General features: G+C 62.9%; 22 protein-coding genes and 3 pseudogenes. 11 read left to right on the top strand and 14 right to left on the bottom strand.

Annotated elements, in window-relative coordinates:
- Position 1: 1 nt before the first annotated feature.
- The 3 genes from RPG13_RS33200 to traA are packed head-to-tail and all read right to left on the bottom strand — an operon-like array spanning position 2 to position 4,987.
- Positions 2-1,237, bottom strand: coding sequence for a conjugal transfer protein TraB (locus RPG13_RS33200; protein ID WP_095482580.1), 1,236 nt, complete (start codon positions 1,235-1,237; stop codon positions 2-4).
- Positions 1,158-1,688, bottom strand: a complete 531-nt coding sequence (gene traF, locus RPG13_RS33205; protein ID WP_095482581.1) for a conjugative transfer signal peptidase TraF — start codon at positions 1,686-1,688, stop codon at positions 1,158-1,160. The genes RPG13_RS33200 and traF overlap by 80 nt, the downstream gene beginning before the upstream one ends.
- Positions 1,685-4,987 carry a Ti-type conjugative transfer relaxase TraA gene (gene traA / locus RPG13_RS33210; protein ID WP_095482582.1) on the bottom strand — a complete coding sequence of 1,101 codons (3,303 nt, stop codon included), beginning with the start codon at positions 4,985-4,987 and terminating at the stop codon, positions 1,685-1,687. Before traA ends, traF begins: the two co-directional genes overlap by 4 nt.
- 247 nt (positions 4,988-5,234) lie before the next feature.
- Here traA and traC point away from each other — a divergent pair, with 247 nt between their 5' ends.
- The 5 genes from traC (at position 5,235) to RPG13_RS33235 (ending at position 8,885) form a co-directional block, all read left to right on the top strand.
- Positions 5,235-5,531 (top strand): conjugal transfer protein TraC, encoded by a 297-nt coding sequence (gene traC / locus RPG13_RS33215; protein ID WP_095482583.1) that lies wholly within the window; start codon positions 5,235-5,237, stop codon positions 5,529-5,531.
- Between the two features lie 4 nt (positions 5,532-5,535).
- Positions 5,536-5,751, top strand: a complete 216-nt coding sequence (traD, locus tag RPG13_RS33220; RefSeq protein ID WP_164895829.1) for a type IV conjugative transfer system coupling protein TraD — start codon at positions 5,536-5,538, stop codon at positions 5,749-5,751.
- Positions 5,738-7,669 (top strand): Ti-type conjugative transfer system protein TraG, encoded by a 1,932-nt coding sequence (gene traG, locus RPG13_RS33225; protein ID WP_095482584.1) that lies wholly within the window; start codon positions 5,738-5,740, stop codon positions 7,667-7,669. The genes traD and traG overlap by 14 nt, the downstream gene beginning before the upstream one ends.
- A gap of 475 nt (positions 7,670-8,144) precedes the next feature.
- Entirely contained in the window at positions 8,145-8,540 is a 396-nt protein-coding gene (locus tag RPG13_RS33230) for a thermonuclease family protein (protein ID WP_245329715.1), read from the top strand.
- A gap of 84 nt (positions 8,541-8,624) precedes the next feature.
- On the top strand, positions 8,625-8,885 hold the full coding sequence (locus tag RPG13_RS33235) for a WGR domain-containing protein (RefSeq protein WP_095482585.1): 261 nt from the start codon (positions 8,625-8,627) through the stop codon (positions 8,883-8,885).
- 101 nt (positions 8,886-8,986) lie between these two features.
- On the opposite strand, the gene RPG13_RS33240 is transcribed toward RPG13_RS33235, so the two are convergent.
- A complete protein-coding gene (locus RPG13_RS33240) occupies positions 8,987-9,913 on the bottom strand; it encodes a DUF4037 domain-containing protein (protein WP_095482586.1) in 927 nt (308 codons plus the stop codon).
- A 301-nt stretch (positions 9,914-10,214) separates the two neighbouring features.
- On the opposite strand from RPG13_RS33240, the gene RPG13_RS33245 reads away from it, so the two are divergent.
- Complete coding sequence (locus RPG13_RS33245) at positions 10,215-10,484, top strand: DNA -binding domain-containing protein (protein ID WP_095482587.1); 270 nt, start codon at positions 10,215-10,217, stop codon at positions 10,482-10,484.
- 273 nt (positions 10,485-10,757) lie between these two features.
- On the opposite strand, the gene RPG13_RS33250 is transcribed toward RPG13_RS33245, so the two are convergent.
- From RPG13_RS33250 to RPG13_RS33265, 4 genes and pseudogenes are all read right to left on the bottom strand, one after another.
- Entirely contained in the window at positions 10,758-11,210 is a 453-nt protein-coding gene (locus tag RPG13_RS33250; protein ID WP_158302486.1) for an MFS transporter, read from the bottom strand.
- Between the two features lie 191 nt (positions 11,211-11,401).
- The gene (locus RPG13_RS33255; RefSeq protein ID WP_095482589.1) at positions 11,402-11,713 is read right to left on the bottom strand and encodes a DUF736 domain-containing protein; all 312 of its coding nucleotides are present in this window, start codon (positions 11,711-11,713) and stop codon (positions 11,402-11,404) included.
- Positions 11,714-12,372: 659 nt separating this feature from the next.
- The gene (locus RPG13_RS33260; protein WP_128290226.1) at positions 12,373-13,236 is read right to left on the bottom strand and encodes a hypothetical protein; all 864 of its coding nucleotides are present in this window, start codon (positions 13,234-13,236) and stop codon (positions 12,373-12,375) included.
- Positions 13,236-13,547 (bottom strand): annotated as a pseudogene (locus RPG13_RS33265) (zincin-like metallopeptidase domain-containing protein); the annotation flags it as partial. The gene RPG13_RS33260 and the pseudogene RPG13_RS33265, both read right to left, overlap by 1 nt.
- Positions 13,548-13,766: 219 nt before the next feature.
- On the opposite strand from RPG13_RS33265, the gene RPG13_RS33270 reads away from it, so the two are divergent.
- From RPG13_RS33270 to RPG13_RS33280, 3 genes are all read left to right on the top strand, one after another.
- On the top strand, positions 13,767-14,840 hold the full coding sequence (locus RPG13_RS33270; RefSeq protein WP_337126746.1) for a tyrosine-type recombinase/integrase: 1,074 nt from the start codon (positions 13,767-13,769) through the stop codon (positions 14,838-14,840).
- A complete protein-coding gene (locus RPG13_RS33275) occupies positions 14,840-16,624 on the top strand; it encodes a site-specific integrase (protein ID WP_337126747.1) in 1,785 nt (594 codons plus the stop codon). Before RPG13_RS33270 ends, RPG13_RS33275 begins: the two co-directional genes overlap by 1 nt.
- Positions 16,625-16,848: 224 nt before the next feature.
- A complete protein-coding gene (locus RPG13_RS33280; RefSeq protein WP_337126748.1) occupies positions 16,849-18,447 on the top strand; it encodes a hypothetical protein in 1,599 nt (532 codons plus the stop codon).
- Positions 18,448-18,866: 419 nt separating this feature from the next.
- On the opposite strand, the gene RPG13_RS33285 is transcribed toward RPG13_RS33280, so the two are convergent.
- Together RPG13_RS33285 and RPG13_RS33290 are read right to left on the bottom strand one after the other, a co-directional pair.
- Positions 18,867-19,766: an ArdC family protein gene (locus tag RPG13_RS33285; RefSeq protein ID WP_292721428.1), complete on the bottom strand. Its 900-nt coding sequence runs from the start codon at positions 19,764-19,766 to the stop codon at positions 18,867-18,869.
- A 56-nt stretch (positions 19,767-19,822) separates the two neighbouring features.
- A pseudogene (locus RPG13_RS33290) lies at positions 19,823-20,446 on the bottom strand (ArdC family protein); the annotation flags it as partial.
- A 319-nt stretch (positions 20,447-20,765) separates the two neighbouring features.
- Here RPG13_RS33290 and RPG13_RS33295 point away from each other — a divergent pair.
- Positions 20,766-21,980: an MFS transporter gene (locus RPG13_RS33295; protein ID WP_245329709.1), complete on the top strand. Its 1,215-nt coding sequence runs from the start codon at positions 20,766-20,768 to the stop codon at positions 21,978-21,980.
- Positions 21,981-22,043: 63 nt separating this feature from the next.
- On the opposite strand, the gene RPG13_RS33300 is transcribed toward RPG13_RS33295, so the two are convergent.
- Positions 22,044-22,631, bottom strand: coding sequence for a hypothetical protein (locus RPG13_RS33300; protein WP_095482591.1), 588 nt, complete (start codon positions 22,629-22,631; stop codon positions 22,044-22,046).
- 500 nt (positions 22,632-23,131) lie between these two features.
- On the opposite strand from RPG13_RS33300, the pseudogene RPG13_RS33305 reads away from it, so the two are divergent.
- Positions 23,132-23,431: pseudogene (locus RPG13_RS33305) on the top strand (PhnA domain-containing protein).
- A gap of 13 nt (positions 23,432-23,444) precedes the next feature.
- Here the strand turns inward: RPG13_RS33305 and RPG13_RS33310 are convergent.
- The 3 genes from RPG13_RS33310 to RPG13_RS33320 are packed head-to-tail and all read right to left on the bottom strand — an operon-like array spanning position 23,445 to position 25,125.
- Positions 23,445-23,768 carry a hypothetical protein gene (locus tag RPG13_RS33310; protein WP_095482593.1) on the bottom strand — a complete coding sequence of 108 codons (324 nt, stop codon included), beginning with the start codon at positions 23,766-23,768 and terminating at the stop codon, positions 23,445-23,447.
- Positions 23,768-24,652: a DUF7007 domain-containing protein gene (locus RPG13_RS33315; RefSeq protein ID WP_128177885.1), complete on the bottom strand. Its 885-nt coding sequence runs from the start codon at positions 24,650-24,652 to the stop codon at positions 23,768-23,770. Before RPG13_RS33315 ends, RPG13_RS33310 begins: the two co-directional genes overlap by 1 nt.
- Positions 24,649-25,125, bottom strand: a complete 477-nt coding sequence (locus RPG13_RS33320) for a hypothetical protein (RefSeq protein ID WP_095482595.1) — start codon at positions 25,123-25,125, stop codon at positions 24,649-24,651. The genes RPG13_RS33315 and RPG13_RS33320 overlap by 4 nt, the downstream gene beginning before the upstream one ends.
- Positions 25,126-25,213 lie beyond the last annotated feature (88 nt).

The raw sequence follows: 25,213 nt of genomic DNA on the forward strand, positions 1-25,213 counted from the left end.
CTCATGTGTTGAAGGCCTGCACCAATGGACGGTTGAAGAGCTTCGCCCAGGCGACCGCACTGCCCCGCTGGATGGCGACGATCGAGGTGCCGGCGGTCCACCAGCCGTTGCCGGTCGCCACGATGATGTCCGGGGCGTGCAGCATCGACTGGAGCGCCGGCCAGAGAATGAGCTGCTCGTAGCAGATCAGCGGCGCGATCCTCCTGCCCGCGAGTTCGACGACCGGATTGGCAAGCAAGTGGGCTCGCGCGCCTTCGCCCTGTCCCGTCCAGGCCCGCCATGGTTGCCACATGGAGACCGGGACCGGCATGCGTTCGCGATAGAGGATGCCCGCCACGTCGGCGGAGATCGCCACCATGACGTTGTCGTAGCCGGCCGCGTCGATCGCGGCCGCGCCGGCGATCACGGTGATGTCCGATCCGCGCAGTCCATCCTGCCAGAGACGCGCGACGGTTGGCGTCCAGAAGCCCAGCGCGCTCTCGGGAAGGACGATGACGCGGCTTCCCTCGGCTGGCCGTGCGCGCACCGTTGCGATCAGGCCACGGTGATGCTCGAGCGAACCGTCACGCCCGAGGCTCTGGCCCAGTTTGAGATCGACGCCCTTCCATCCGTCCGGTAGGGAAGGTTCTGTCCACGTTGCGGCGGACCAGAGCCAAAAACCTCCCACGGCAATGACAGCTGCCGGCCAGTATCGCGATGTCATCATAGCGATACTGGCCGCAGTTGCGGCAAGGCCCCACCATCCCCATCCCGAAAAGAGCACGCCCGCCGCCGTCATAGGGTGCGCCCAGCCGGTGATGCCGAAGGGCGGCAGCCCCATCAGCACCGCCGCCGCCAGATACCGCACCGCCCTTCCCTTCCCCGGATGCTTTGTCCAGAGCGCCGCATGCACGGTGACGAAGCAGGCCGAAGCCATCACCCACAGCAGGAGGCCAGGCCAGAGATCGGCGGCATAGAAGGTCGCGACACCCTGCGGCAGGCCGCGTGAGGCGGCGAGGAAATAGCCTCCCGAAACGGCAGCCGCGACCACGCGCGATGGCGACTTCGCCCAGAGCAGCGGGAAGATCATCGCGACCGGGAGGGTCAGCACAGTTCCGCTCCAGCCGACTTTGCCCACCACAATCGACAAGACGATCAGGACCGGCCCACGCCAGCGGTTACGGATCGAAGGAGACGACCGGCCGGGCGAGGCCGAGAAGGCCGCTATCCGGTACCGGTCCAAAATATCGGGAGTCATAGGAGCTCGCAAAGGATGAGTGGAGATAGAGATGGCCCGGCGGCACGGTGCCTCCGGGATAGGGATCGACCGCCCGGCCCTCCCCGTCCGTCTTGCGGACCCGGGACGAGCCAAGCACCTCGCCGTCGATCTCGACATCCTTGTCGATGTCGACGCGCTGGCCGGGGAGTGCTGCGACACTCTTGATGAGCGGGGCAAAGCCGCCGGCGCAGACGCCGCGCCGGAGATAACCGCGCTGCCGTGCTTTCTCGAACTGCGCCTCGGCCGGAGGGCAGATGAACACGAGATCCCCGACAATGGCGGGTCGATGAAGCGTCTCGATGCGCCAGATACCGAGCGGCTCGCTCGGCGTGAGATTCAGTCGAAAGCCGCCGATAAAACCGATCACTGCAAGAGCACCGACGACGCTGCCGGTCGCGGCAAGGAACACCGTGACACCGCGCCCCGTCATTGCTTCATCACCGGGGTCTGGCGCTGCGAGAGCGCCAAGTCGTCGGCCTGCTTCAGCGTTGCGGCAGTGCGCTCGCGTGCCGCGAGCTGCTGCGCGGTTCGCATCACCGGCCATGCCTCCTTCAGCCGTTCCTTTTCCTGGGGCTGGAGCCCTTCGGCGAGCTTGTCGAAGAGCTGACCTGCCGGATTGCGCGCGGCGTTGGTCAGCAGCGTGCGTTCGCCGAACCGTTCCGCCACCGCCTTGTTGAATCCGTCCACCTCGAGTTTGGCCTCGCGATTGCTGAGCACGTATCCCAGGGCTGCGGGAAGATCGTTGCGGTCGATCGCGTCGCGCACCCGTTCCAGCACGCTCCGCGCGGCAGGCGACAGCGCCGGAATGTCGATCGACACACGCTGCCGCAGCGTCTTCTCCTCGCCCTCGATCCGCTGCAGGGCGCTCTCACGCATCTGAAGATAGCGCTCGATGTCGTGCTTCAGCGCCGGCACGTTGACGTCGGCGACGCGGCGGGCTTCGCGGTCGGCTTTGCTGGCGAGAAGACCGGTCTTGCCGTTGAGCGAGCCGATCGATACCGGATTTATAGTGAGTTTCTGAAGCGTCTGCGATGCCGCTTGTCTGTCGGCAAGGACCGCGTCGAAGTTCATCGTCCGGAAGGCGGTCTCGGGATCGGCGAAGACGTAACGGAATCGCGTCGAGACCTCCTCCCACTGTTTCTTGAGGGCGGGATCGTCCGCGAGCTTCTGCTCGACGGCGTCGCTTAAGGGTATCGGGAACAGCTTCACGCCGGCAACCATCGGGCGGGACTCCTTTTTCGTTCGCATTGTCGGAGTTTGCAGCAGGCCGAGGCGCTCGCCGGCCGCACGAAGGCGGATCGCCAGATCGGCGAGCCTCGATCCCTGGCGCAGCGTCCAGTCAAGCCGGTCACGCAGCATCGTTCGGGCGACCTGGACAATGTGGAGGCCGCGGTTCTCGGCGAAGCGAAGCGCCTGGCGGTAGAGCGTGCCGCGATCGTAATCGAGAGTGGTTTCCTTAGCGTTCCGACGCGACAGGATTTTCGACAGACCGCCATTGAAGGCGAAGGAGCGGCGGCCATAATAGAGGTGCAGATCCTCGCGGTGACGGGACATCGCGACATAGGTCAAATGGCGATCGAGCGACAGGGAGGCGAGCACCTTCACCCGATCGACGGTGGCACCCTGGGACTTGTGAATGGTGGTGGCATAGCCATGGTCAAGGTTGTTGTAGAAACGCTGCTCGACCGTCACCTGGCGGCGCTGATCGCCCTCCCCGACCATGACCACGATACGGTTCGGCGCGGCTTCGACGACGCGGCCGATCATGCCGTTCTTCACGCCGAGCGAGCCCTCGTTTTTCAGGAAGACGATCTGGTCGCCGGCTCCGAAATGGCGGATGCCGTCGGCGGTCCTGAAACCGTGGCCCGCACTGAGGATGCTGCGCTCAACCAGCTTCTTGCGCGCGAGCTCGTTGAGCATGCGCACGTCGCGGCGCAGATGCGCGAGAATCAGCGTGGACTTCGCCGGATCGTAGTCGCGGTTCCAATCGGCGACCAGGTTCTCGACAGCCTCAGCCTTCAGCTCCGAACCGAGCACCCTGCCCTGCGAGCGATAAGCGGCAAGCGCCTGGTCGACACGGCCGCGCGCCAGATCGAGGGAGGCCTTACGCATCCAGTCCTCGCGCTGGCGATAGATCGTTTCGAGCTCAGCATAGCCGATGCGGTCGACGATGGCGCGGAAAGCCGCGCCCGCCTCGATCGGCTGCAGTTGCTCCGGATCGCCGACCAGAACGAGCTTGGCGCCTGCCCTGACGACGGCCTCGACGAAGCCGGCCATCTGCTTCGAGGCGACCATGCCGGCCTCGTCCATGACGAACACCGTCTTGGCATCGAGCGTGTCCCGGCCCTTTTCCCAGCGTAGCTCCCACGACGCCAGAGTGCGGCTGGCGATCCCTGCTTCCTTCTCCAGACCCTCTGCCGCCTTGCCGGCAAGCGCAGCACCCACCACCCGGTACCCGGCAATTTCCCATGCCTCGCGGGCGGCCTTCATCATGGTGGTCTTGCCGGCGCCGGCGCGGCCGACGACAGCCGCGATGCGGGCGGAACCGGCGACATGGTCGATGGCGGTTCGCTGCTCGTCCGACAGGCGGGCATGCCGGGCAAAGGTCGCTTCCAGTAGCCTCTGCGGAACGCCGTGGGTCTCATGACCGGAAAGCCAGATCGCCCGCCGCGCCATCCCGGCTTCGAGCCGGATCAGATCCCGCAAAGTGTAGCGTGCGGGCATCCTTTCTCCGGTTGCAAAGGCCACCGTGTCGCGCTGCAGGCGCAACACCTCCGGGCGCTGGATGATGCGCGCAAGGAGCTGCTGAAACACTGCCGGATCGTCGACATAGCGATGCAGCACCTTCGCGATATCGCGTTCATCGAAGACGCTCTTCTCGCGGGTAACGAGATCGAGCACGATCTCCGGACGGGCCTGAATGCGGCGCAGGTTCTCAGCCTTCCGCGCCTCCTGCAGGTCAAGCCTCTCCAGCGACGGCTTCCATCCTTCCGCTGTTGCCTTGCGCTGGATCGCCTTGGCGCCAACGCCGACATGGATCGTCGGCACGAGCTCGATGCCCTGCTTTTCGTAGGCGCGGCCATCAACCTGTAGCGCGACCCCGTTGAGCGCGAGATGATGGTTCTGCCGTTCGAACCAGCCATCGCGAAAGGCGTTAAACTCTTGCGTGCCGCCGGCCCATAGCTCGTAAACGATCTTGCCACTGTTGATTCGCAGCGGCTGCCCATCGTCGCCGGTGACCGCGACCTTCTTGGCGCCAAAACCGTCCTCGGTGAGCGGCCGCAGCGTCGTCATCAGATGGATGTGCGGATTGCCCGGATTGTCGTGGTAGACCCAGTCGGCAACCATACCCTTCGACAGGATGTGCTTTTCCACGAAGTCTCGGACGAGCGCGATATTCTGTTCGACTGAGAGCTCCAGCGGCAGGGCGATGGTGAGGTCCTTGGCAAGCTGCGCGTCGACACGCTTCTCGAAGGCCTCGACCTTGTTCCAGAAGGCCTCCGCGGCTCCGGCGGTGGACCGGTCCGCGATCAGCTTGCGCGCCCATTGCGGCGCATCGGCCGGTAGCAAGAACTCCTCATGCACCAGGCCGTGCTTGCGCGAATAGTCGATCGTCCGGGCCTCGCGTTCGTAGTCCATCTTCGCGCAGTGCCGGTAGGCCGCTGACAGCACCGCGCTGCGGCCGTCGCCGCGGCTGACGATGCTGACGGAGAAGTGGGCGATGGCCACGGCGACGAAAACTCCCGAATGCGAACCTCGTTCGTCGGGAGCGGCGGGCCGTGTCAGGCCTCAACGCAACACGTCGCGCCAGCGACGTATAATTGCGCCCTTGGATGCCGCTCCTTCGGAACGGCCGGATGATCCTCCAAAGTGTCGGCCTTGCCGACGTGCAAATCTGCACGTTCCTCCGGACGTGCTTTTGAGAAAGTCTTGCGGCGAAACAAACGCCACAAGACTTTTGGGAGACGCGACCGGAATGAAGAAGCCGTCATCAAAGATACGTGAAGAAATCGCCCGCCTGCAGGACCAGCTCAAGCAGGCCGAGACGCGCGAGGCCGAGCGCATCGGCCGGATCGCGTTGAAAGCCGGACTCGGCGAGATCGAGATCGAGGAGGCCACGCTTCAGGCGGCGTTCGAGGAAATCGCCGGGCGCTTTCGCGGAGGCAAGGGAGCTGCGACCGGAAAGAGAAACACCGGTGAGGGCAGGAGTGCAGGCGCTCCGCCCGCGACGGTCGCAACTGGCGCGGCTGCGGGCAGCGCTAGCGAGGCTTGAGCGAATGCGCCGGAGCCAAGCGGCCGACGCACGAAAAAAGGATACGCGCGAGAAGATCGAGCTGGGCGGCCTGATTGCGAAAGCTGGTCTCCGTTACGAGAAGCGGGCGCTGCTGCTCGGCCTGCTGATCGACGCGGCGGCACGCATCAACGGCGACGATGCGGAGCGCTCGCGCCTGACCGCAATCGGCGCGGAGGCCTTCGGCCGTGACGGCGAATAGGATCGCCCTCGCCCTGATCCCGGCGATGATGATGGTCGGGGTGACCATCCTCATGCCGGGCATCGAGCACTGGCTCGCAGCCTTCGGCAAGACCGCTCAGGCAAAGCTGATGCTCGGACGCATCGGTCTCACTTTGCCCTATGTGACGGCGGCCGCGATCGGCGTGATCTTCCTGTTCGCGGCCAGCGGCGCGGCGAACATCAAGGCGGCGGGATGGGGCGTGGTTGCGGGCAGCGTGGCGACGATCCTGATCGCATTGATGCGTGAGGCGGTCCGCCTTGCAGGTATTGCCGGCAATGTCCCAGCGGGCCGGTCCGTCTTCGCATATGCGGACCCGGCGACGACGATCGGCGCCTTCGCCGCATTTGTCGCCGGCGTGTTCGCGCTGCGCGTTGCCGTGAAGGGCAATGCCGCCTTCGCGAGGCCTGCTCCGCGTCGCATCCATGGCAAGCGCGCGGTCCATGGGGAGGCAAACTGGATGGGCATGACCGAGGCCGCCAGGATGTTTGCGGATGCGGGCGGCATCGTGATCGGCGAGCGCTATCGTGTCGACCGCGACAGCGTGGCCGGCATGTCGTTCCGGGCCGACGCACGGGAGACATGGGGTGTGGGCGGCAAAGCTCCGCTACTTTGCTTCGACGGGTCGTTCGGCTCATCGCATGGCATCGTCTTCGCCGGCTCCGGCGGTTTCAAGACGACGTCGGTGACAATTCCGACCGCGCTCAAATGGGGCGGCGGTCTTATCGTGCTCGATCCGTCGAGCGAGGTCGCGCCGATGGTCGTCGATCACCGGCGCAGGGCCGGTCGGAAGGTGATCGTGCTCGATCCTTCCAGCCCCGCGACCGGCTTCAACGCTCTCGACTGGATCGGCCGATTCGGGGCAACGCGGGAAGAAGACATCGTCGCGGTCGCGACATGGATCATGACCGACAATGCCCGCGCCGCCTCGGCGCGCGACGACTTTTTCCGCGCCTCGGCCATGCAGCTCCTGACTGCTCTGATCGCCGACGTCTGCCTGTCAGGGCATACGGAAAAGAAGGACCAGACGCTGCGCCGTGTCCGCGCCAATCTCTCCGAGCCTGAGCCGAAGCTGCGCGAGCGGCTGACGCGGATTTACGAGCAATCGGAATCCGCCTTCGTGCGCGAGAACGTCGCGGTCTTCGTCAACATGACGCCGGAGACCTTCAGCGGCGTCTATGCGAATGCGGTGAAGGAGACGCACTGGCTCTCCTATCCGAACTATGCCGCCCTCGTCTCGGGCGACGGCTTCTCAACCGACGAGCTCGCGGGCGGCCGTACGGATATCTTCATCGCGCTCGATCTGAAGGTGCTGGAAGCCCATCCGGGGCTGGCGCGGGTGGTAATCGGTTCGTTCCTCAATGCGATCTATAACCGCAATGGCGAGGTCGCCGGCAAAACCCTGTTCCTGCTCGACGAGGTCGCGCGACTTAGCTATCTGCGCATCCTCGAAACCGCGCGCGACGCGGGGCGTAAATACGGCATCAGCCTGACGCTGATCTTTCAGTCGATCGGCCAGATGCGAGAGGCCTATGGCGGCCGCGACGCCAGCTCGAAATGGTTCGAGTCCGCATCCTGGATCTCGTTCGCGGCGATCAACGATCCGGAGACGGCGGAGTATCTTTCGAAGCGTTGCGGCGACACGACGGTCGAGGTCGACCAGACAAACCGCTCCTCCGGAATGAAGGGATCGTCGCGATCGCGATCCAAGCAACTCAACCGCCGGCCGCTGATCCTGCCGCATGAGGTCATGCGCATGCGGGCCGACGAGCAGATCGTGTTCACCGCGGGCAACCCGCCGCTGCGCTGCGGGCGCGCGATCTGGTTTCGCCGCGACGACATGAAGGCCTGCGTCGGAACCAACCGGTTCCATCGGAGCGAAGGCGGTGACAGTGGCTGATTTGCCCAACGCCGATCAGGCTTCCCTCGTCCCGAACGTCACGCCTGCTGCGAGAGGATCGTCACGCGAACGCGCCGAAACCGTTTTAGCGGGTTCGGTGAGCGCCGCCTTTTTTTCGGCGCGAGTAGAGCCGTCCGCCGTAGGCGGCTCGCCCAAATCCGATTCAGCCCAGGTGGCCATTTCTGGCCCCTGAGATGCGGGGAAGTTGAACGATGCCCGTAAAGACCATCGAAACCGTATCCTGCGAAAACCTCGGAAGCCAAGCAGGGAGGCATGCCCTCTGAAAACCGTCGTCAGACTCCGGCAGAAGAAAAGACTGCGATTCGGGCAGCCGAAGACGCCGCGCGGGAAACAGTCCGTCTATCGGAGGAAATCGTCGCGTCGGAAAATCGGATCGGCGATTGCGAAGTTGGTCGTCGGCGCACTCGTCGCGGCGGCGGCATTTGGCGCTTACCAGCTCAGCCAAGCGGGCGGGATCGAGGGTGTGGCGGCCCTAGTCTCGGCGCCGCGACAGGACTTGCTTTCGGCTTCGTTTCCGATTTGCGGCGATGGTCCCCGCGTGACCTGCGTGGTGGATGGCGACACGTTCTGGCATCAGGGTGTGAAGATCAGGATTGCCGATATCGACACGCCGGAGCTGAGCCCGCCCCGTTGCGAGGCAGAGCGGGTACAGGGCGAGACGGCCAAGCGCAGGTTGCGGGAATTGCTGAATGCAGGAAAGTTCTCATTGGTGGCCGGCTGGCGTGACGAGGATCGACATGGGCGAAAGCTGCGAACCGTGACCAGGAACGGGCGATCGATCGGCGAGACATTGATCGCAGAGGGCCTTGCACGCCGGTGGGACGGCGGCCGGCGGAACTGGTGCGACTGACGCATCAGCAGCGTGAATCGGTCGGCAGGGATCGATTCAGGAAAGTCGTTGGACGGCGCTTCCGAAGGGAGCGAGAGTCGCGCCATGTCGAGCAAGGAAACGGGACCCGTGCATCTGCGCCGCATCGACCCGACACAAAACATGCGGCGCTTCTATGTGCTGGCGATCCAGCCAACGCTGTTCGGAGGCGCTTCGGTCATCCGCAACTGGGGCCGCATCGGAACGAACGGCCAGTCGATGGTGCAGACATTCGATCAGTCGGAAGAGGCGGACAGCGCACTGGTCCGCCTCGAGCGGAGCAAGAGGCGAAGGGGCTACCGCGATGCCCAGCCGCCGGAAGCCTGAGGACTATTTGCGCCCATTTGGCAGCACATGCCGTGAACCACGCGATCGAGCCCGAAGCGGACCAAGCCGTTCGGGCAAGATTAGATCAATGCTTGCGTTGGTTACTTGAGTTCCGCCTTTAAATCCAGCAAGGCAGTTACCGCTGCTCTCGAGAATTTCGGGACGGCGAGAACGAAATTGCTGCTGATGAACTGGTCGGCCGCCCCAAATTCCGGCAGTTCTCGCAATTCATCATCCGCTATGGCAGATCGAAGCGCATTGCCGATCTGCAGGGAATCGACAAACCGGAACGGTCGGTTGTGAAGCGACCCGACAGATGGAGCAATCGCGCAGGGCACGCCTCTTGCCATTTGCAGCTCGGCGATGAACCAGCAAGCGTCGAAGAGTCCGGCTTCACGCTTCGGCCAGTCCGGAGCTGACAGGATTTGCTCGAGAGTCTCCCTGAGTTCGGGTGCGCAGGGCAATCGGGCAAAGGCGGCGCCAAACCATTTGGGATAGGGCGCATAGCGGCGCTCGACCAGCATGGCGAGCCGCATGATATTTCCGACCATGCGCGCGGCGATTACGCGGGAGCCAATCTCGTCACCGGCATTCCCGGTTCGACCGATATAGGCGCGTTCCTCGGCGACGCGTCCCCACTGGGCCGCGAGCTTGTAAAGCCACACAGGTGGGAAGTAGCAAAGGCGATCCCTAAGAGCACTTAGTTCGCCGATCTCGTCTCGAAACACCGCACCAGCCGTCACGGTCAAAAACAATTGCTCGGGATAGGAAAGCCAATCGTGCGTGGTGATGTCAGCTGTAAACTGCCTCCCGAGAAAGCGATCGCACCAAGCCGACAATGTATATAGTTCAACGCCGTGTTCTGATCCCAGCAGACCTTCTCGGGCATCTGCAGCGGACGGACGGACATTGGTGGGGTAGCGAACTGACCAGCCGTCGAATCTATCGGGCAAGCTGAGGTCCAGGATCCGCATTATCTCCCGGGCTGTCTCGGAAAATTCCGCTTCGGGTGAAAGATCTGCACGCATGGACCGTAGTCGTGGTCTGCGGACATATCAGTGCGGTAGCCAAGCACTTCTGACCCGAGGCCAATCCTGGCCGCCGCATGGGGCAGTTTGGGAAAATGCTGTTGGAGAATAGGTGCAACGAGGCTTTCGTAGAACCGTTGCGACAAGCCAATGCCAACGCCATGAATCATCGATGAACTCGCAGATATCGGTCCAGCCCAGAGCGAGCCTCGGCGAACAAGGAAGAGCACAGGGGGTTCATTCTCATTCAGCCCTGTGGCACCTTTGCTCACCCGGCAATGCACCGCTTCACGATAAGACCATGCCCGAGATACCCCCTTACGAAGACAGCCCCCCGAATGTCGACGCGATAACCGATTACGACTGGCGCCACAGGATCACTTATCTGCGCCTCTTCGACGCAGCGCGGGACGGGGCCGCCTGGCGGGAGGCTGTCGAGATCATTTTTGGGTTCGATGTCGATGCCCACCCGGAACGCGCCAAACGCATCTATGATAGCCATTTGGCCCGCGCGCGCTGGATGAGCGAAGTTGGTTATCGGTATCTGGTCCAAGGCCGATTTGTGCAGTGACGATAATTGCGGGGAGGCAGCGATTTTCACACGGGCATGGGAGGGGGCCGCAGCCCTTGTTCCTCCGACGGGATCAGACCGGCCGCCGCTTCAACGGTCGAATTGAAGTCAATCGTTGCAAATTTGATGAAGGCCGATGAGTGGACGCCTCGTCCAGAGGGTGATGAAAAGCGGTGGCCCGCTGCCGCCCTTGTCTGGCCGCAACGCGTTTCGCAGGCTTGCCCGATCAGCGATCAGCGTCCCATGATGGCGAGCAGCGCCGCCTGCGAGACGTCAACCGCGATCGAGCATGATGACCGGCATGAGGCTGATGGCGACAGCATCAACCATCGACGCGATGAAGAGAAAGCCGAAGGCCAAGGGAAAGGCTGCGATCGCGGGCAGGATGTGGCGCGCCGATCCCGGCGCGACCGCGCGGCTCACCCGCCGTTTCTCCGCGGCGAAAGGGATCAGCGCCATCAGCGCTATCGCGGCGCAGCCGAGGAGAAGCGCGGCGGGACGGTCGGGCATCAGCGCGATCAGAGCCGGACCGAACACGAAACCAAGGGCGCTGGCAGCGGTGTAGACCCCCGTGATCCGGCCGCGCCGCTCTGGCGCTGCGGCAGTGTTCAGCGCCGTTTCGGCGACGATGAACATGAGACCCGCACCGCAGCCCAGAACCAGGCGCGCCGCAAAGAGCGGCCAGAAGTCGCGCAGGAAGGCCAGCGCAATGAGCGCCGCCGCCAACAGCCCCACGCCTAGCAGCCCAACCGGCGGCCGAGGCGTGGCAGCAGGACCACGCCGGTCATGAGGCCTCCCGTCGGGGCCAGATGGTCATCTCGGATGCAGGCGGCGAGATTTCTTGCTCCTTCTGCCTGCCGGCGCCCGCTCGGAAAGGCCGAAGGCCCCGCCTTGCGGCGGAGCCCTCGTCGAGGCGATCAGTCCCGGTTGGGGCGAGACCAGATCAGCTGCAGGCCTTCCTCGCCCTCCACCTCGATCAGGGTGGCGTAGATCGGAGCGGGGAAGCTCGGGTCGTCCAGCTTGACCGAGAGGTAGTCGCGCTCGGTTTCCCTGGAGACCTTCTGCCAGGCCGCACCCAGCTCGACATTGCCCGAGAAGATGCGGAAGTGCGGGCCCTTGTCGGAGGGGCTCTCGATGCGAACCAGCTTGGCCTTGACGTTGAGGTTGAGCGTCTTGATCGTGCCCGCAAAACCGTTGCCCGAGGAAGTGAAGGTGCCGATGGTAGCCATGATGTCGTCTCCGTGAGTTTCTCGGGCCGCGACCATCGCGACCTCGATGGCGGTCGACAGACCGGAGGCGATCGGCCCGCACCCCGCAGGGGACGCAACGCAGTGGAGGGCAGCCAGGGCGAGGCTTTCTTGTTCCGCGCGGAATGGCGGCGTAGCCGTCAGGGGAAGAAAGTCGCGACCGGCTGTTGCGGGTTTGAGAACGAGGCGTAGCGAAGCGAAGACGGCCTTCGGTCAGACCAGCCACATCGAGGACGCAGGTGGTGCGCCCTTCCATGAAACCGCGGCCAGACGACAGGCGAACCCGGCATGATCACCACAACCGTAGCCACGGTGAGGCGCCATCAAAAACCCCTCCCCGTCAGGCGCGATCGCATAACGACAGACCGTCCAACCGGAAAGGGACGCCACCGCCGCCTCCTATCCGGTCAAAGGACGACCGGCCGAATGGCGAAAGTCCGGGTCCGGCGTCCGCCCCTTCAAGATGGATGGCCGCTACACGGTCATGGAAATACCCATCTAGGCTGGACGTCGGCACGGGCCGGCTGATCTGACCCGGCCCGCCGGGCTACTACCGGAACTGACCGGTGCCACGGCGGCCGCTTCGGCCGGCTACGGGGCGCCGGTGTGCTGAAGCCACCGACGCGTGCCAGGCGGGACCATTACAGACCGCACATGCCCTCGCATTCATTCGGCCAGAGGTCGAGCTGGCCGTGGTCGGCCGCTGTAGACAAATCGGCTTCATCGAGGGGAACGCCGGAGCGATGCAGGAAGACCTCGCCGCGTATGCCACGCAGGCCGGTGCGGATCGCCCGATCCACCTCCACCGCATCGTCCCATGCCGCCCGGTCGTTGTTCCGCATGGATCGCCACATGGCGTCACTGTGGAAGGGGCAGCCGATGCACGCGCTCTTCGGCGGTTTCGGATAGCCATGGCTTTTCAGCCAAGCGAGACAGTCCTTTCGGGTCATGCGGCTCTCGATGAGGGGAAAGCGGTTGAGTTGCCACGCTGCCCGGCTCGGCTTCATGCGCACCACCTCGTCCATCGAGATGCCCAGCCACTGGTGAACGACGGGATATGTCGGGGAGCGTTTGCGCGTGAGACCAGCCAGTTCCCGCACCTTGCGGCGGATCGGTTCGATCTTGCTGGTGGTGGTGCATTGTCGCCGTATCATGCCGATCGAGACATTGCCGCGGCGGTCGACGGTGCGGGTGAAAGCCGGGATCGACGCCCATCTCTTGCCGTTGCCAGCAGCAATCAGGCTCTCCCGAAGATTGCGGGCCGACACGATATGCACCGGGAACGGCAGGACGTCCGGCGACATCAGCCAGCGAAGATGCTCGTAGACTGCGGCAGGCTCCCAGCCGGTATCGGCGAAGATCGCACAATCCAACGGGCCGAAATGCCCATGGGCGGCCATCAGCGCGAGCGTGGTGGACTGGACCCCTGCCCCGAGGCTGAGCACACGAAGGCGGATGGGGGATGGCTCCACGCCACCCCCGGCAACGATTGGAGAATGCAACATCACGCAGCCTCCGTGATCTGTGTCGCATTCGGTTGGAGATCATGCAGATAGTTGACCGCACGCTGGGCATGGGCCGCCGCGGCAAAGATGAATCGCTTCTCGTTCCTGAGGATTTCGAGCCAGCTTGCCAGGTAGCTGGCATGGTCAGGCCGCGGCTCGAGCTCTGGCACGATGCCGAGGTCAGCTGCTAAAAAGCAGCCGCCGAGGTCGGCCACGAGCTCTTCGTGGGCCCGGAACTCGCGATCCTTGTGGTAACGGGAGAGGTTGCGATCAAGCCGCTTTTCCGACCCGACCCAATGGGTCATTTCGTGTTAGGTCACGTCTTCATCGCGTCCTTTCTGTCATCTTCCTGCACTGGAATCAGGACAGTCTTTCACGTGTAGGACGCTGTTCCGCCGCTTTGCGGGGACGGGCCCGAGGGCCTGTCCCCGCAAAGCGGCGGGTCGCCCGAATTGGAGACCTGTTTGGCAGAGCTGATGTTCACCACCGATGACTTTGCGCCGAACGGTATTCCTCGGCCGCACGTTCCGATGCTGCTCGATCGCGAGATGCGGCTGGTTGAACCAGCCTGTGCCTGGTTATTGCATGTTGCCCTTGTGAGAGGACGGACGCGCAGCGTCCAGACGTGGCGGACTTACGGCGAGGTTCTCTACGACTGGTGGCAGACACTCGAAGCCAATGAGTGGGCCTGGAATGTGATCGGGGTGGCGGAAATCGCCGCTTACCGCGACCGGATGCTTTCCGGTCGCAGCGATCATACGAGGCGAGCATTTGCAAGGAGCACTATCAATGGCCGGATCAGAACGCTCGCTCTGTTCTACCGATGGTGTGTCAATGCTGGCCTGACCGAAAATGCTCCGTTCACTGCGAGCGAACTGGCCTTGTCGCGGAGCCGGCCGCAAGGCTTTCTTGCGCACGTTGACGCGACGGGTGGACCGCAGGTCGTCAACGAATTGACTGTCCGACACACGCCGACGCTTCCTAGACCGCTTTCGCCGGCCACGCTGCGGCGTGTCATGGCCAATTTGGGATCACGGGACCGACTGATCGTTGAATGGGCCGTCTCCACAGGCATGCGCCGGATGGAAGTCGCCGGATTGGGACAACGGGCGATGCCGCGATCCAACTCGGATGCCCTAACAGCCATCAAGATTGAGGAGACCAAGGGTGGGAAACCTCGGACCGTTTATCCACCATCGCCTCTGGTCGATAGGACCCGCGCCTATATGCGTGAAGAGCGCACCATCATTGTCCGGCGTGCGCGATCGCGACATGCCGACTATGTGGAACCGGACGCGGTATTCCTTACGGAATACGGGAGCGCGATCAGTTCGCGGCGTATCGGCGCAATGTTCACCACAGCTGCCACGGCCGCAGGCGTCACCGCGAGCTTCCATGCCCTGCGCCACACCTTTGCAACATCGATGCTTCGGTTCCTCCAGCGGCGGGCACAGCACGAGCAGGAGCTTAATCCGCTCCTGACCCTGCAGGTGCTCCTGGGGCATGCCGACCTCGCCACAACCGCCATTTACCTGCGCGTTCTGGCAACCGATCTGACCCTTGTCGAGGCATCGGTCGATGAGCTTTACGAGGCCCTTCTATAATGGTCCGGCGGCGCAAGGATTATCGGCTCGCGCCATCACCGCTACCGCTGGCGGGCGTTCCTGGTTCTCTGATCGTCAACTTCCTTGATCCCGACGGCAAGCTGGAGCGCAGCTTCGACTTCTCGGTCTATAGCAACAGGCCTGGGGTCGCCGCCGAAATTGCACTCGCCTTCCGACAACATCATGCGGGCCACAGCGCTGCAACGCGGGAGAGCGCCTTCCACCTACTTCGTCGCTGGTTCGGATTCCTGGATGAGCAAATGCCCTCTCTCGTCTCAATGTGTGAGGTCACTTCGGACGTGTTAAGATCGTTCATCGCATGGCTCGATGCCAAATCGTGGACAAAAGGCACGCGCCACGGCATCTGGTCGGTGCTCAAGCAAATGGTCCGCTGGTTGAAGCGGTACCGGCCAGAGTTCGTGGCTCCCAATCTGGAGATTCCGTTCAACGCCTTTCCTCGGAAAAACGCAGAGACGCGACCACGTGACGCCTTGAACCGATCGGAAATGGAAGCGGTGCTAGTCGCGGCCAGGAGAGATATCGAGGAGAGCTGGTCGACTTTCCAAACAGGACAAGCTCTGCTCTCGCAAGTCGATCGTAAGATCATCGCGCGGGAGTACGATCTTAGCCGCCTCGATCTCGATGATCTCGGCGTGATGCTTGCTGTCATCGTTGAGCACTATGGCGGTCTCGTTCCTCCGCAGAACGTCACATTGGAGAGGGGCACGGGCCGCTGGCGGCTTCACTTCGCATCGCTCAGACACGGTGGCAACCAGAAGCTCGCCAGCTATCTTCATACCCTGCCCGAAACGCTCATTCCCTACATGATCGCCATCGGCGCTCAGTGCTATGCCAACCCTGAAGCGCTTCGCGAGCTGCGGCGGGACTGTATGAGCGAGCATCTGCTGCTCGATGGACGCGAGGTCATGACCTGGGCGAAGGGCCGTTCCAGTCGGATGCAACGGCGCAGCTTCCTACGCGACAAGAGCCTCTCGGTGCCGAACCTGATCGACCGCGTTCTGGCGATGACAGCACCACTGCTGGCGCATGTCACTGCGAAAGATCACGATCGGCTGTTCCTGGCGGCAAGCATAAACGGCACGCGGGCGGTCAAGCTGATACCCGGCTATCTGATGAGCAAACATGTTCGGCTGTTCGCCCAGCGCCATGGGCTTGCTGATGAGAGCGGCGCGCCTCTTGCGTTGACCTTGGCGGCATTGCGCCCAACGGGACTTACACTGGCGCATGAGGCGCTTGGCCACGATATCCTGAAAACTCAGCTACTCGCCAATCACGCCACGCCGGACACGACGCAGCGATATGTCGATCGGCCGATTGTACGCAGGATGCAAGAACGGATCATCGGTAATCTTCAAACCCGCTTCGTCGACGTTGTTCGAGGCGCGGATGATGGCCACAAGCACATCGAACTCGACACGAAGCCGATCAACGCCCGACACGCCACTGCCGCAGGGTTCACCTGCAGCGATCCTCTGGCAGGTGTCGCAGAAGGTCAGAAGGCAGGGCGTCTCTGCACGGCCTGGCTTGGCTGCTTCACCTGCCCGAATGCTGTGATCCCGCTCGATCCGGACGTTTTGGCACGCTTGCTGTCCACCCGGGATGCCCTCGTTGCGGCGCGCAAGGCATTGGCGCCAGACCGGTGGAGGCTTCTTTATGCACCGAAACTGGAAATCCTCGAGAACGACATCCTGTCGCGCTTCTCTCCCGAACTGCACCTTGCGGCGTCTGGCATGACGGCGCCAGCTTTGCCGGTGATTGAATGAAAGCGCGGCTTGATAAGGCTACCTCAATAGCAACGTGGATGGATGCAGCGGTGTCGCCGTGGAGCCGCTTTGGCGACAACGAATGGCGGCTTGATATCCGAACGGCTGGCCGGCGCGCCGATCAGAACAGAATAGGCTGGATGCTGCCGGTACCGAAGGAAGCGCTGATCAGCACAAAGGCCTGGATTGCCCTCCACGTTGCAGCAAAGCAGTTCCTCTGGTCCATGATCGTCAATCCGCCGACAGGTCGAAAACGACTTTCGGCAAGCACGGTGCAGCGCAAGAGTATCCCTCTGAAAGCCATGATCAGGTGGATGGCGATCGATGGACTGGAGACGTTCAGCAGCATCGATGCCGCGGCGGTGGAGCGGTTGCGTGGCTGGCTTTTGACGCGGCCGGGATACGGCGGAAAGCCCATTACCGCCAACACCATCGTCAACTACATGGTGGTGCTGAAGGACCTTTATCGGCAACGCGCAAAGCTCGAAGATGCACCGTTGATCGATCCCCTACCGCTGGAAACAACCTACGAAGCGGCGGGACTGACGCCGGCAACGAAAGGCGCGATTCCCTTCATCCCCGACGCCATCGCAATCTCTTTGCTTAACATCGCCTTGCAATGGGTCGAAGAGCATGGCCCAACTATCGTGAAAGCGGAAAACATCCGTCGCGAAGCCCAAGAAGATGGGCTGACACGAGGGACGAAGAGGCAGGCTTCAGATCAGGTTCGAAAAGCATTGCACGCCGAAAACCTGACAGGCCCCGCCGGTGAAGCACTGCTCGGCGCCTATGCCGTACGCCACGCCGCCACCCATCTCGCCGAGGCCTGTTACATCGTCATCGCCGGCTTCGTCGGGATGCGCGTGAGCGAAATCCTCTCGATGGAGGTTGGCGCAATCGAGTTCCGCGCCATCGGCGAAACCGGCGTCGAGCAGGCCTATGTCGTGGCCAGGCTCTTCAAGACCGTCGACCAGCATGGCGGGCGGTTGGAGCGCTGGATCGCTCCAGAACCTGTCGTGACAGCGGTCGCGCTGCTCGAGCAATTGAGCGAGCCGTTCCGGGAGGCGTCGGGCAGACGCGAGCTCTTCCTTGTGAAAAATACGCAGTACGGCGAGATCGTACCGGTGACACAGATGCACATCGGCTGGCGGATCAATGATTTTGCTCGTCATGTTGGAGTGCCATTGCATGAAGGAAAGCCTTGGCCCTTCAGCACTCACCAGTTCCGCAAAACCTTCGCGCGCTTCATCGCGCGTAAAGACCGATCGCAGCTCCTCGGTCTGGCCGAGCATTACAAGCACGCATCGGTCGCGATGACCGCGCGCGGATATGTCGGCAGCGACTTCGATCTTCATCAGCTCATCGACCATGAAAGCCGCGAAGAGACAGCAACAGCAATGGGAAGGCTCTTGGTGAGCGACCGGCTCGCGGGACGGATGGGCGAACGGATTGTCGCGGGTAACGAGCGCTTCCGGGGGCGCGCCGGCGAGCAAGTGAGGCGCGATTACATAGAGTTCGTGCTGAAGGAAACGGACCTGCGGATCCATGCCTGTGACTACGGCTGGTGTGTCTTCCAGTCGGAAACCAGCCGATGCGGCGGCGAAGTTGCGCCGAGCGAGGCAGGCCGGAGCCCATCGGTCTGCCTGGGGTGCGCCAACATGGTGATCGAGGCGCGTCATGCACCGTATTGGCGGGACCGGCGCGCCCGCAATGAAGCCTTGATGCCGGGTGCCAATCCGATGACGGCCGCCGTTCTCACAGAAGCGATCGACCAGTGCGAATACGTGTTGAACAGGATCGGAGGAGATGATGAGCACATCTGATCCGCGGTCGCCGTCAGCAATGTCTGCTGCCCGTTCCTATCGTGCTGCTCTTGCTCGTCTGGCCCGCGGCGAAGGACGCCACCCAGATCATCAGGGTCGCGTAGTGCGGATCAGTCCGGCTTCCGTTGCACGGGAGGCAGGCAAGAGCCGCAATCCGCTTTACACGACACACCGCGACATCCTCGATGAAATCGAGGCAGCTTCGCAGGCACCGGGGCCGGCCAAGGATCTGGCTGCAAGAGTGCAAGAGATGGAAGCAGAAATTGCGCTCCTGCGATCGGACGCCCGTCGGCACGCCGAAGAAAAGCGACAGTTGGCAACCGAGAGCCTTGCCCTTTTGCACAGAGCAAGGGTTGCCGAAGGGCAACTGGCTTCATTGCAGCGGCGCGCGGCAACGGCGCCCGCCGCTGAACTGTCTGTCAGGCCGCTGCGCTGACCTGGCTGGATGGCTGCCGAGCATGCATCCAGTCGGCCGCCTGTTGAGCCTTGCTGGCGGCGGTGAAGATAGCGGAAGAGTCATTGCGCAGGACCTTTAGCCAACTTGAGATGTACGAGGCATCATCAGGTCGTGGACCCGCCGCAATACTAAGGTCTGCGAGGATCATCGATGATCCTACTTGGGCAATGATCTCCTCCATGGCATAGGCCTCGGAGCCGAACCGTCCGGATAGATCGCGATCAAGTCGATGTTTGGCTGCCGTGGCATGGAGCCCTTCATGAAAAAGCACACTATAATGAGACGCAGCATCCCTGAATAAACTGAAACTTGGGACATGGACCCGATCAGCCGATGGCAAATAATAGGCTTCATTGCCGCCATAGACGGTGTTGATGCCAAGGTTGGCGTAGAAAGCATCGGCATGGGCGACGCGTTCTTCTTCTGAGTACGCAGCAATAGGTTCCGGCTCGTAGCCATCGACCTGCGCGCAGTTGAACACGGAATAGCCGCGAGCAAAGAAGCGGCGGCGCTCAGCCCCATCATCCAAGCCGCTATCATCCTCGTCGCTGTCACCGCCGGCCTGCTTCCAGAAAACGACCGTCGTGGAGCGCTCGCCTTTGCGCACCTGAGCGCCAAGCGCCTGCCACTGGCGATAGGTTCCCCAGAGGCCTGTCGGATACGCGGCGCTTTGCGCAGCGACCCACAGGGCGAGTGTGTTCACGCCCCGATAGGCCTTACCGGAGGCGACGTTGACGGGCCGCGCTGTCGAGGAGCCATTATGGTGCCAAGGCATGACATACTCGCCGGCGCCAGCTTCGATAGCTGCGACAATCTCCTCAGTGATGCGGGCGTAAACGTCTGCGCGATTGAGAGTAGCCATGGTCAGGCCCTCCCTGCGAAAGGTATTGCATCTACAAGGACACTTGAGATGAAACCTAACTCGTGTCCGAGGGTCGCATAGTAGCCGGGCCTGTCGCGGAAACTCTCGAACGGCGGCATTTGCACAATATCGAGAGCCGGATTGAAATACGCCTTGTCGCCACCGTGGCGGATGACGGCCCCGGTATTTGCGAAGAAGGCATCCGCATGTTCGATCCGCTCCACCGGATCGGACACCGGCGCGGGATTGCCGTAGTACTGCGCGGGCAAGCCGTCGATCTGGTCGGCACAAAACACCGTATAGGCCTTGAGGAACGGGACCCCGCGCTCGACCTCTTCGCCATAGGCATCGGTTTCGGTGCGCACGATGCGGCTGGCATAGACAACCATCGATCCGGTCTCGCCTTTGCGGACATGACCGCCCAGCTCGACGCTCTGCTTGAACGTCATCCAGGTCGGGGAAACAAAACCCCTCGAAACCGCCTCCGACCAGAGAAGCAGGGTATTGATCCCCTGATACGGCAGTCCATTGTGGCGCAGCGGGCGCGTGATACGCCCCGTGGTGTTCGCCGCGCTCCACGGCTTCACCCACGGACGCACGCCCTTTTCCAGCTCCGCGACGATGCGGTCGGTGATCTTCGCGTAGATATCGACGCGGGATTTGTTGCTCTTCCTGTCCATTTTCCGGACCTCCATTCGAGGCCGCGCCAATCGCGGCCGTCACGAGGTCCGACAGCGCAGGACCGCAGGCCCGCGAACCCGCAGAAGAGCAATCGGAAGGAAGGGACACGTCGCTTGAGGGCCGCAACGTTAGTGGAGGACGGCGAAGCCGTTTCGCGGAACGAGGACCGGAGCAGGACCAACATTCGTGACTGACCGCGGTTGGCACGGCCGCATCAGGTGGTCTGCCTGCTTTTTCTCATTTATTGCTTTTAGGCCCAGGGGGCCTGCTACCGAATCGGGTGCCGGGCGCAGCAATGTTGATCAGGCTGGATACCGCGTGAGAGCTTTTGAACGACCGCTATTCATTGCATTTTCGTCCGCTTCTTTCTTTATCGTGGGTGTCGGAATCGTTCTGCCTGCCTGGATAGCTTTCCATGGTGGCGGCTCTCGGCTGGTGGGACTGGTGCTGCTTTCATCCAGTGTGGCGGGTCTGTTGCTTGCGCCGGTCGCGGGTCATCTGGTCGATCGGCACGATCGGCGGACCGTCACGGTGGCAGGGCAGATGATCAGGGCCTTGGGGCTGTTCCTTCTCGCTGCCACCGGAATTGTCGCAGAATCTCTGTCGCCAGTGCTTCTCATCGTTTCCGGCGTATTGGGAGCCTTCGGGTTCGCGCTTTTGGCGGGATCGCTGAGTGGCATTTTGCAGGCGATTGTCCCAGAAGCCCAGCGCATGGGATTCGCCCTTCGGCTCTCCCTCTTTAACCAGGCTGGCATAGCGATCGGAACAGGTGCTGCCGGACTTGCCATCGACAGGCTCGGCAGTCCCATGTCTGCCCTGTTGTTCGCACTGGTGGCGCTGGCCTGTCTTCCCATGCTGAAGATGATCACGTCGCATGCCGGCAATGTTCAATCGTCGCAGCGGCTCAGCCTCATTCCCGCTTCGAGGCAGGCCCTGAGCTATTTGCTCAACAATCCATACAGCCTCTCGGCGGCGGTAACTGTCGGCCTGGCCTTTGCCGTGATCCAGATCACCAATCTGCTCCTTCCAGGTTTTGTGACCCGATCACTCAGCGGAGACAGCGAACTGTTCGGACTGCTCGAGATGACAGCCGCTGTCGCTGGGATGGTCGCATTGGCGGTTGTCGGCATTCCATCAATTGCCGAACGCCTCCGAAACCTTACGCCCACAATCCTGATTGCGGCGGGCGCCTCCCTGATTCTGTTCTCCCTGGCTACAAGTCCGGCAGTCGCCGTGGTTCTTTATTGCGTGGCCGGCATGCTCTGGAACGTGGCCCGAGCGGCAGCCAATGGCCATCTTCTGACAGTCGTGGACACCACGATGATCGGCCGCGTGCAAGCCGCAAGCCTTCACGACCCTGCTTACGAGTGGGTTTGGCCTTGCCATATATCTGCTGCCGACAATGGTGCCCGGAGCCTCCGAGGCAACCCTCTACATGGCGTGCGGCTCCGCCATTGCGGTCTGCGTTGGCGGCTTGTCCCTGTGGAGCAAAGCTCAAGAGCCGCGCTAATCCTGGGACTTGCTACGTTATGAGTTTATCGCAAAACCCGCCGTACGAAGAAGGCCGGGCGGAGCCGAAGCTCCGCCCGGTGGCAGTTAGCCCAGAGCCGCCATCTGCAGATCGGCCGCCTGCCGGCTGACGCCCTGGCCGGGGTTCTCGACCTGTCGCTCGTAGGGCCTCCAGCTCTCGCCGACGATGTGCTCGTAGGCGGCGACGGCGCCCTCGGCCGCCATGCGCAACGCGTGGGCTTGAAGGCCCATGTCGGCGGCGAACTCGCGTTTGCGCTGTGCCTTGCTGTCGAAACCGACAGGACCGTCGAGGTCCTCGTCGCGGGTGTCGTTGGCAAGCCTGGCTGTGGCGTCCTTGGCCTCGGTGACGGCCTTCGAGTAGAACTGGCCTGCTCCATAGGCGGAGCCGACGTAGGAGCCGACGATCCTCTGCAGGTGGATCTGCATCGCCTTGTCGGAAAGTCCCTCGGAAAGTGTGTCGGCGCCATCGATCAGGCTGCGCTCGTGGAATTCGCGGATGCCGTCGCTGTCGAGGACGGGGAGGCCGAAGCTTTCGGAGATGAGCGTGGCCTGATGGCCGTCCGGGCAGCAGAGCCGGACCATTTCGAGTGTCGTGCCCTTGCGGAGCTGGACGACGCGGGCCTTGGTCCTGGTGGAGCGGGTCGAACTGGACATTGAGCTTTCCTTTCTAGCGATGCCCTTCAGGTGATCCGGCCCTTGCCGGTCTTCCCTGCGGGTGCGGTCGAAAGGAACCGGCGGAAGCTGGACGCTTCAGGGTCCGGGACCTGCCAGGCGAGCGAGGTCGGCTTGCGGAAAAGCGGGGGGCCAGTCCTTCACTGGTCCCTGCGCAGGCCGCGGGCCTGCCTTGCCGAGATCGGCGGGTTCCGGCCGCTCCGCGGCGCGATAGCGGCCTTGAAGGGGCCAGCCGCCGGTTCAGACCGCGGCAAACCCGCCGGAAAGACCGGCCAGGGATGAATTCGGACATTGGCATGCGGGAGGAAATCAACTGTTTGATTCCCGCCGCCACACGATCCGCCTCCCGCCAGGCTGCGCGAGGGACGGCGTTGAACTTCGGCTCCTGCCGGTATCGGAGTGCGCCGGTCCGCTGCTGCGGATCAGATCTTCGGCCTGCTCCCACGTCGAACTGACAACGCACTGTATTTAATGCCGCGGCAATGACAGATCAGAACGACGACTACGTCTATGATGAGCGACAGGGGAATGGCGACCAGCGTCGGAGATGGCTGCCATTGCAGCTTCTGCCGGAAGCATCGAAGTGCGCCGGCAAGGTGCTGGACGACGGCGCCTCCGTCGCCCTCATCAAGGACCTCAAGGTCAAAGGCGCTGGGCAGAGCCTGAAGCAGGGCACGGTGATCAAGTCGATCCGCCTCACCGACAATCCCGACGAAATCGACTGCCGGCATGACGCGATCAAGGGGCTGGTGTTGCGAACCGAATTCGTACGCAGGCGCTGAGCAGGCCGCAGTATCAGGCGCGCCTCAGGTCCGGTGGCAGTCTTGCACGCAGCACCTCGATTGCAGCGTCCTGCCTTGCCAGTTTGCGCGATAGCGCATCGATCTCGTGCTGCCTTTCCTGTGTGATCGCGGCAAGGTTCGATCGATACCGTTCCAGAAATGTCCTGGCATCGGCAGGCTTTAGGCGTCGGTGGCCGGTACGCTGGGGCTTGAGCTGCGGAATAATCGCCGTCATCCGCCTTATGATCTGCCGGTCGATCATATCAAGCTGGCGCTGTGTCTGGCGCCGTGCCTCCTCCATGCGAAAGAGCTGCGCGCGGCGATCGGGGACAGACATTATGTGTCCCTCCCCTGCCAATCCATGAAGCTCGATGGCCCGCCACAGACACGATGGCGCGCAACATCGATGACGAATCCAAAGCGGCCGACATGGTATTGGTCAGTCGGAACGAGAAAGCGACGTTCCTCCGTGCCCGGTCCACGCTTGCCGCCGGGGGTCGCGATAACCTCGGTGGAACCGGCCTGGTGCTCGCAACGGATCGCCGACACCACGACCCAGTCATCGGTATGCTTCTCGAAAAATGCCCGCTCGTCGTTTTTCGCGGATTGGCCGGGTTCGAGCACCCTCCCGTGGATCGCCTCCCAGGCCTCCGGATACCAGTCGCGGATCGTCTTTTCCGCACACGCCTTCTCGAAGTCCGTGAAGAGCTGCGGAAAGGCTTGGGCGACGGCCGCCCAATGGCAGTCCTCTTCATACCAGCCGCCATCGGCACGGAGCATGTCATGGACTTTGCGATTTCGTTCCGCCGAAAGATGGAACCCGCCATGGCCTGCAGTTGAGTGAGCCACGACGCCCTCGGCATAGACGGTCGCTCCCTGCGACGTTCCCCATGGCGTGTGGGCGCGGGAATGGATTTCGCGACGGCCGAGCGCGACGCGCTGCTGCTGGTGGAGAGCGTTCTCTTCGACATGCGCGCGAAACGCCGCCTCGTCGGCAAGCTCGCCGGCATGGCCGTAGAAATCGCTGCGCGTCCATTCGGCCATGGGCCGGCGGATACGCCACCCCGTGACAAAATAGTACCGCCCGTTCCGGGCCGGAACCATGGCGAACGCCGTTTCACCGACAAGCGCAACGGGATAACCGTTGGCGCTGCGGCCAAAACAAACCCCCGGATTACCGGGGGCCTCGTCGTCTCGTATTCGGGGAGTGGCCGCGCTCATGCCGCCGCCCTCCCCTCGACGGTATCCGCGGCCACGGCGTCGGCCGTCACCTCTTGCAGAACAGCTCGCGGATAGCCGTGCTGCGTCAGCCATTCCTCGGCATCAGCACGATGGCTGGCGAGATAGACCAGTTCGGCGTCTTCGCCGTCGCGGTCGAGCACCAGGACCGAGCCGATAGCGGGCGGCTCCTTGACCGCGAAGTTGAGATCGCTGTTCACCGAAAAGCTTTGGTGAACGCGCAGGACGATGGTGCCCTGACTGCCGTAGTCACCCTTGTGCAGGGTAATGGACGCCGGCAGCGTGGTGTTGCCGACGCGGGTTTCAGCCTGCTTGCGGATAAGCCGGCCGCCGCTGTTGCGGTTCTCCCAGGCGGCGAGCTTCTTGCGATGCCGCTCGGGCGGGCGTGGTGTTCCATCGCGATAAGTTACGATCGAACCGAGTGGAACGAGGTCATAGATCAATTGAGCCGACATGATGGGTCTCCGGTGTTTGGGGTGAATACGAAACCGCCGCCGGTGAGGTCACCGGCGGCGGTAATGCGATCGGAAGGAAGAAGGCGCG

The sequence above is a fragment of the Mesorhizobium sp. ISC15 genome (genome assembly GCF_037162615.1).
Taxonomy (GTDB): domain Bacteria; phylum Pseudomonadota; class Alphaproteobacteria; order Rhizobiales; family Rhizobiaceae; genus Mesorhizobium; species Mesorhizobium mediterraneum.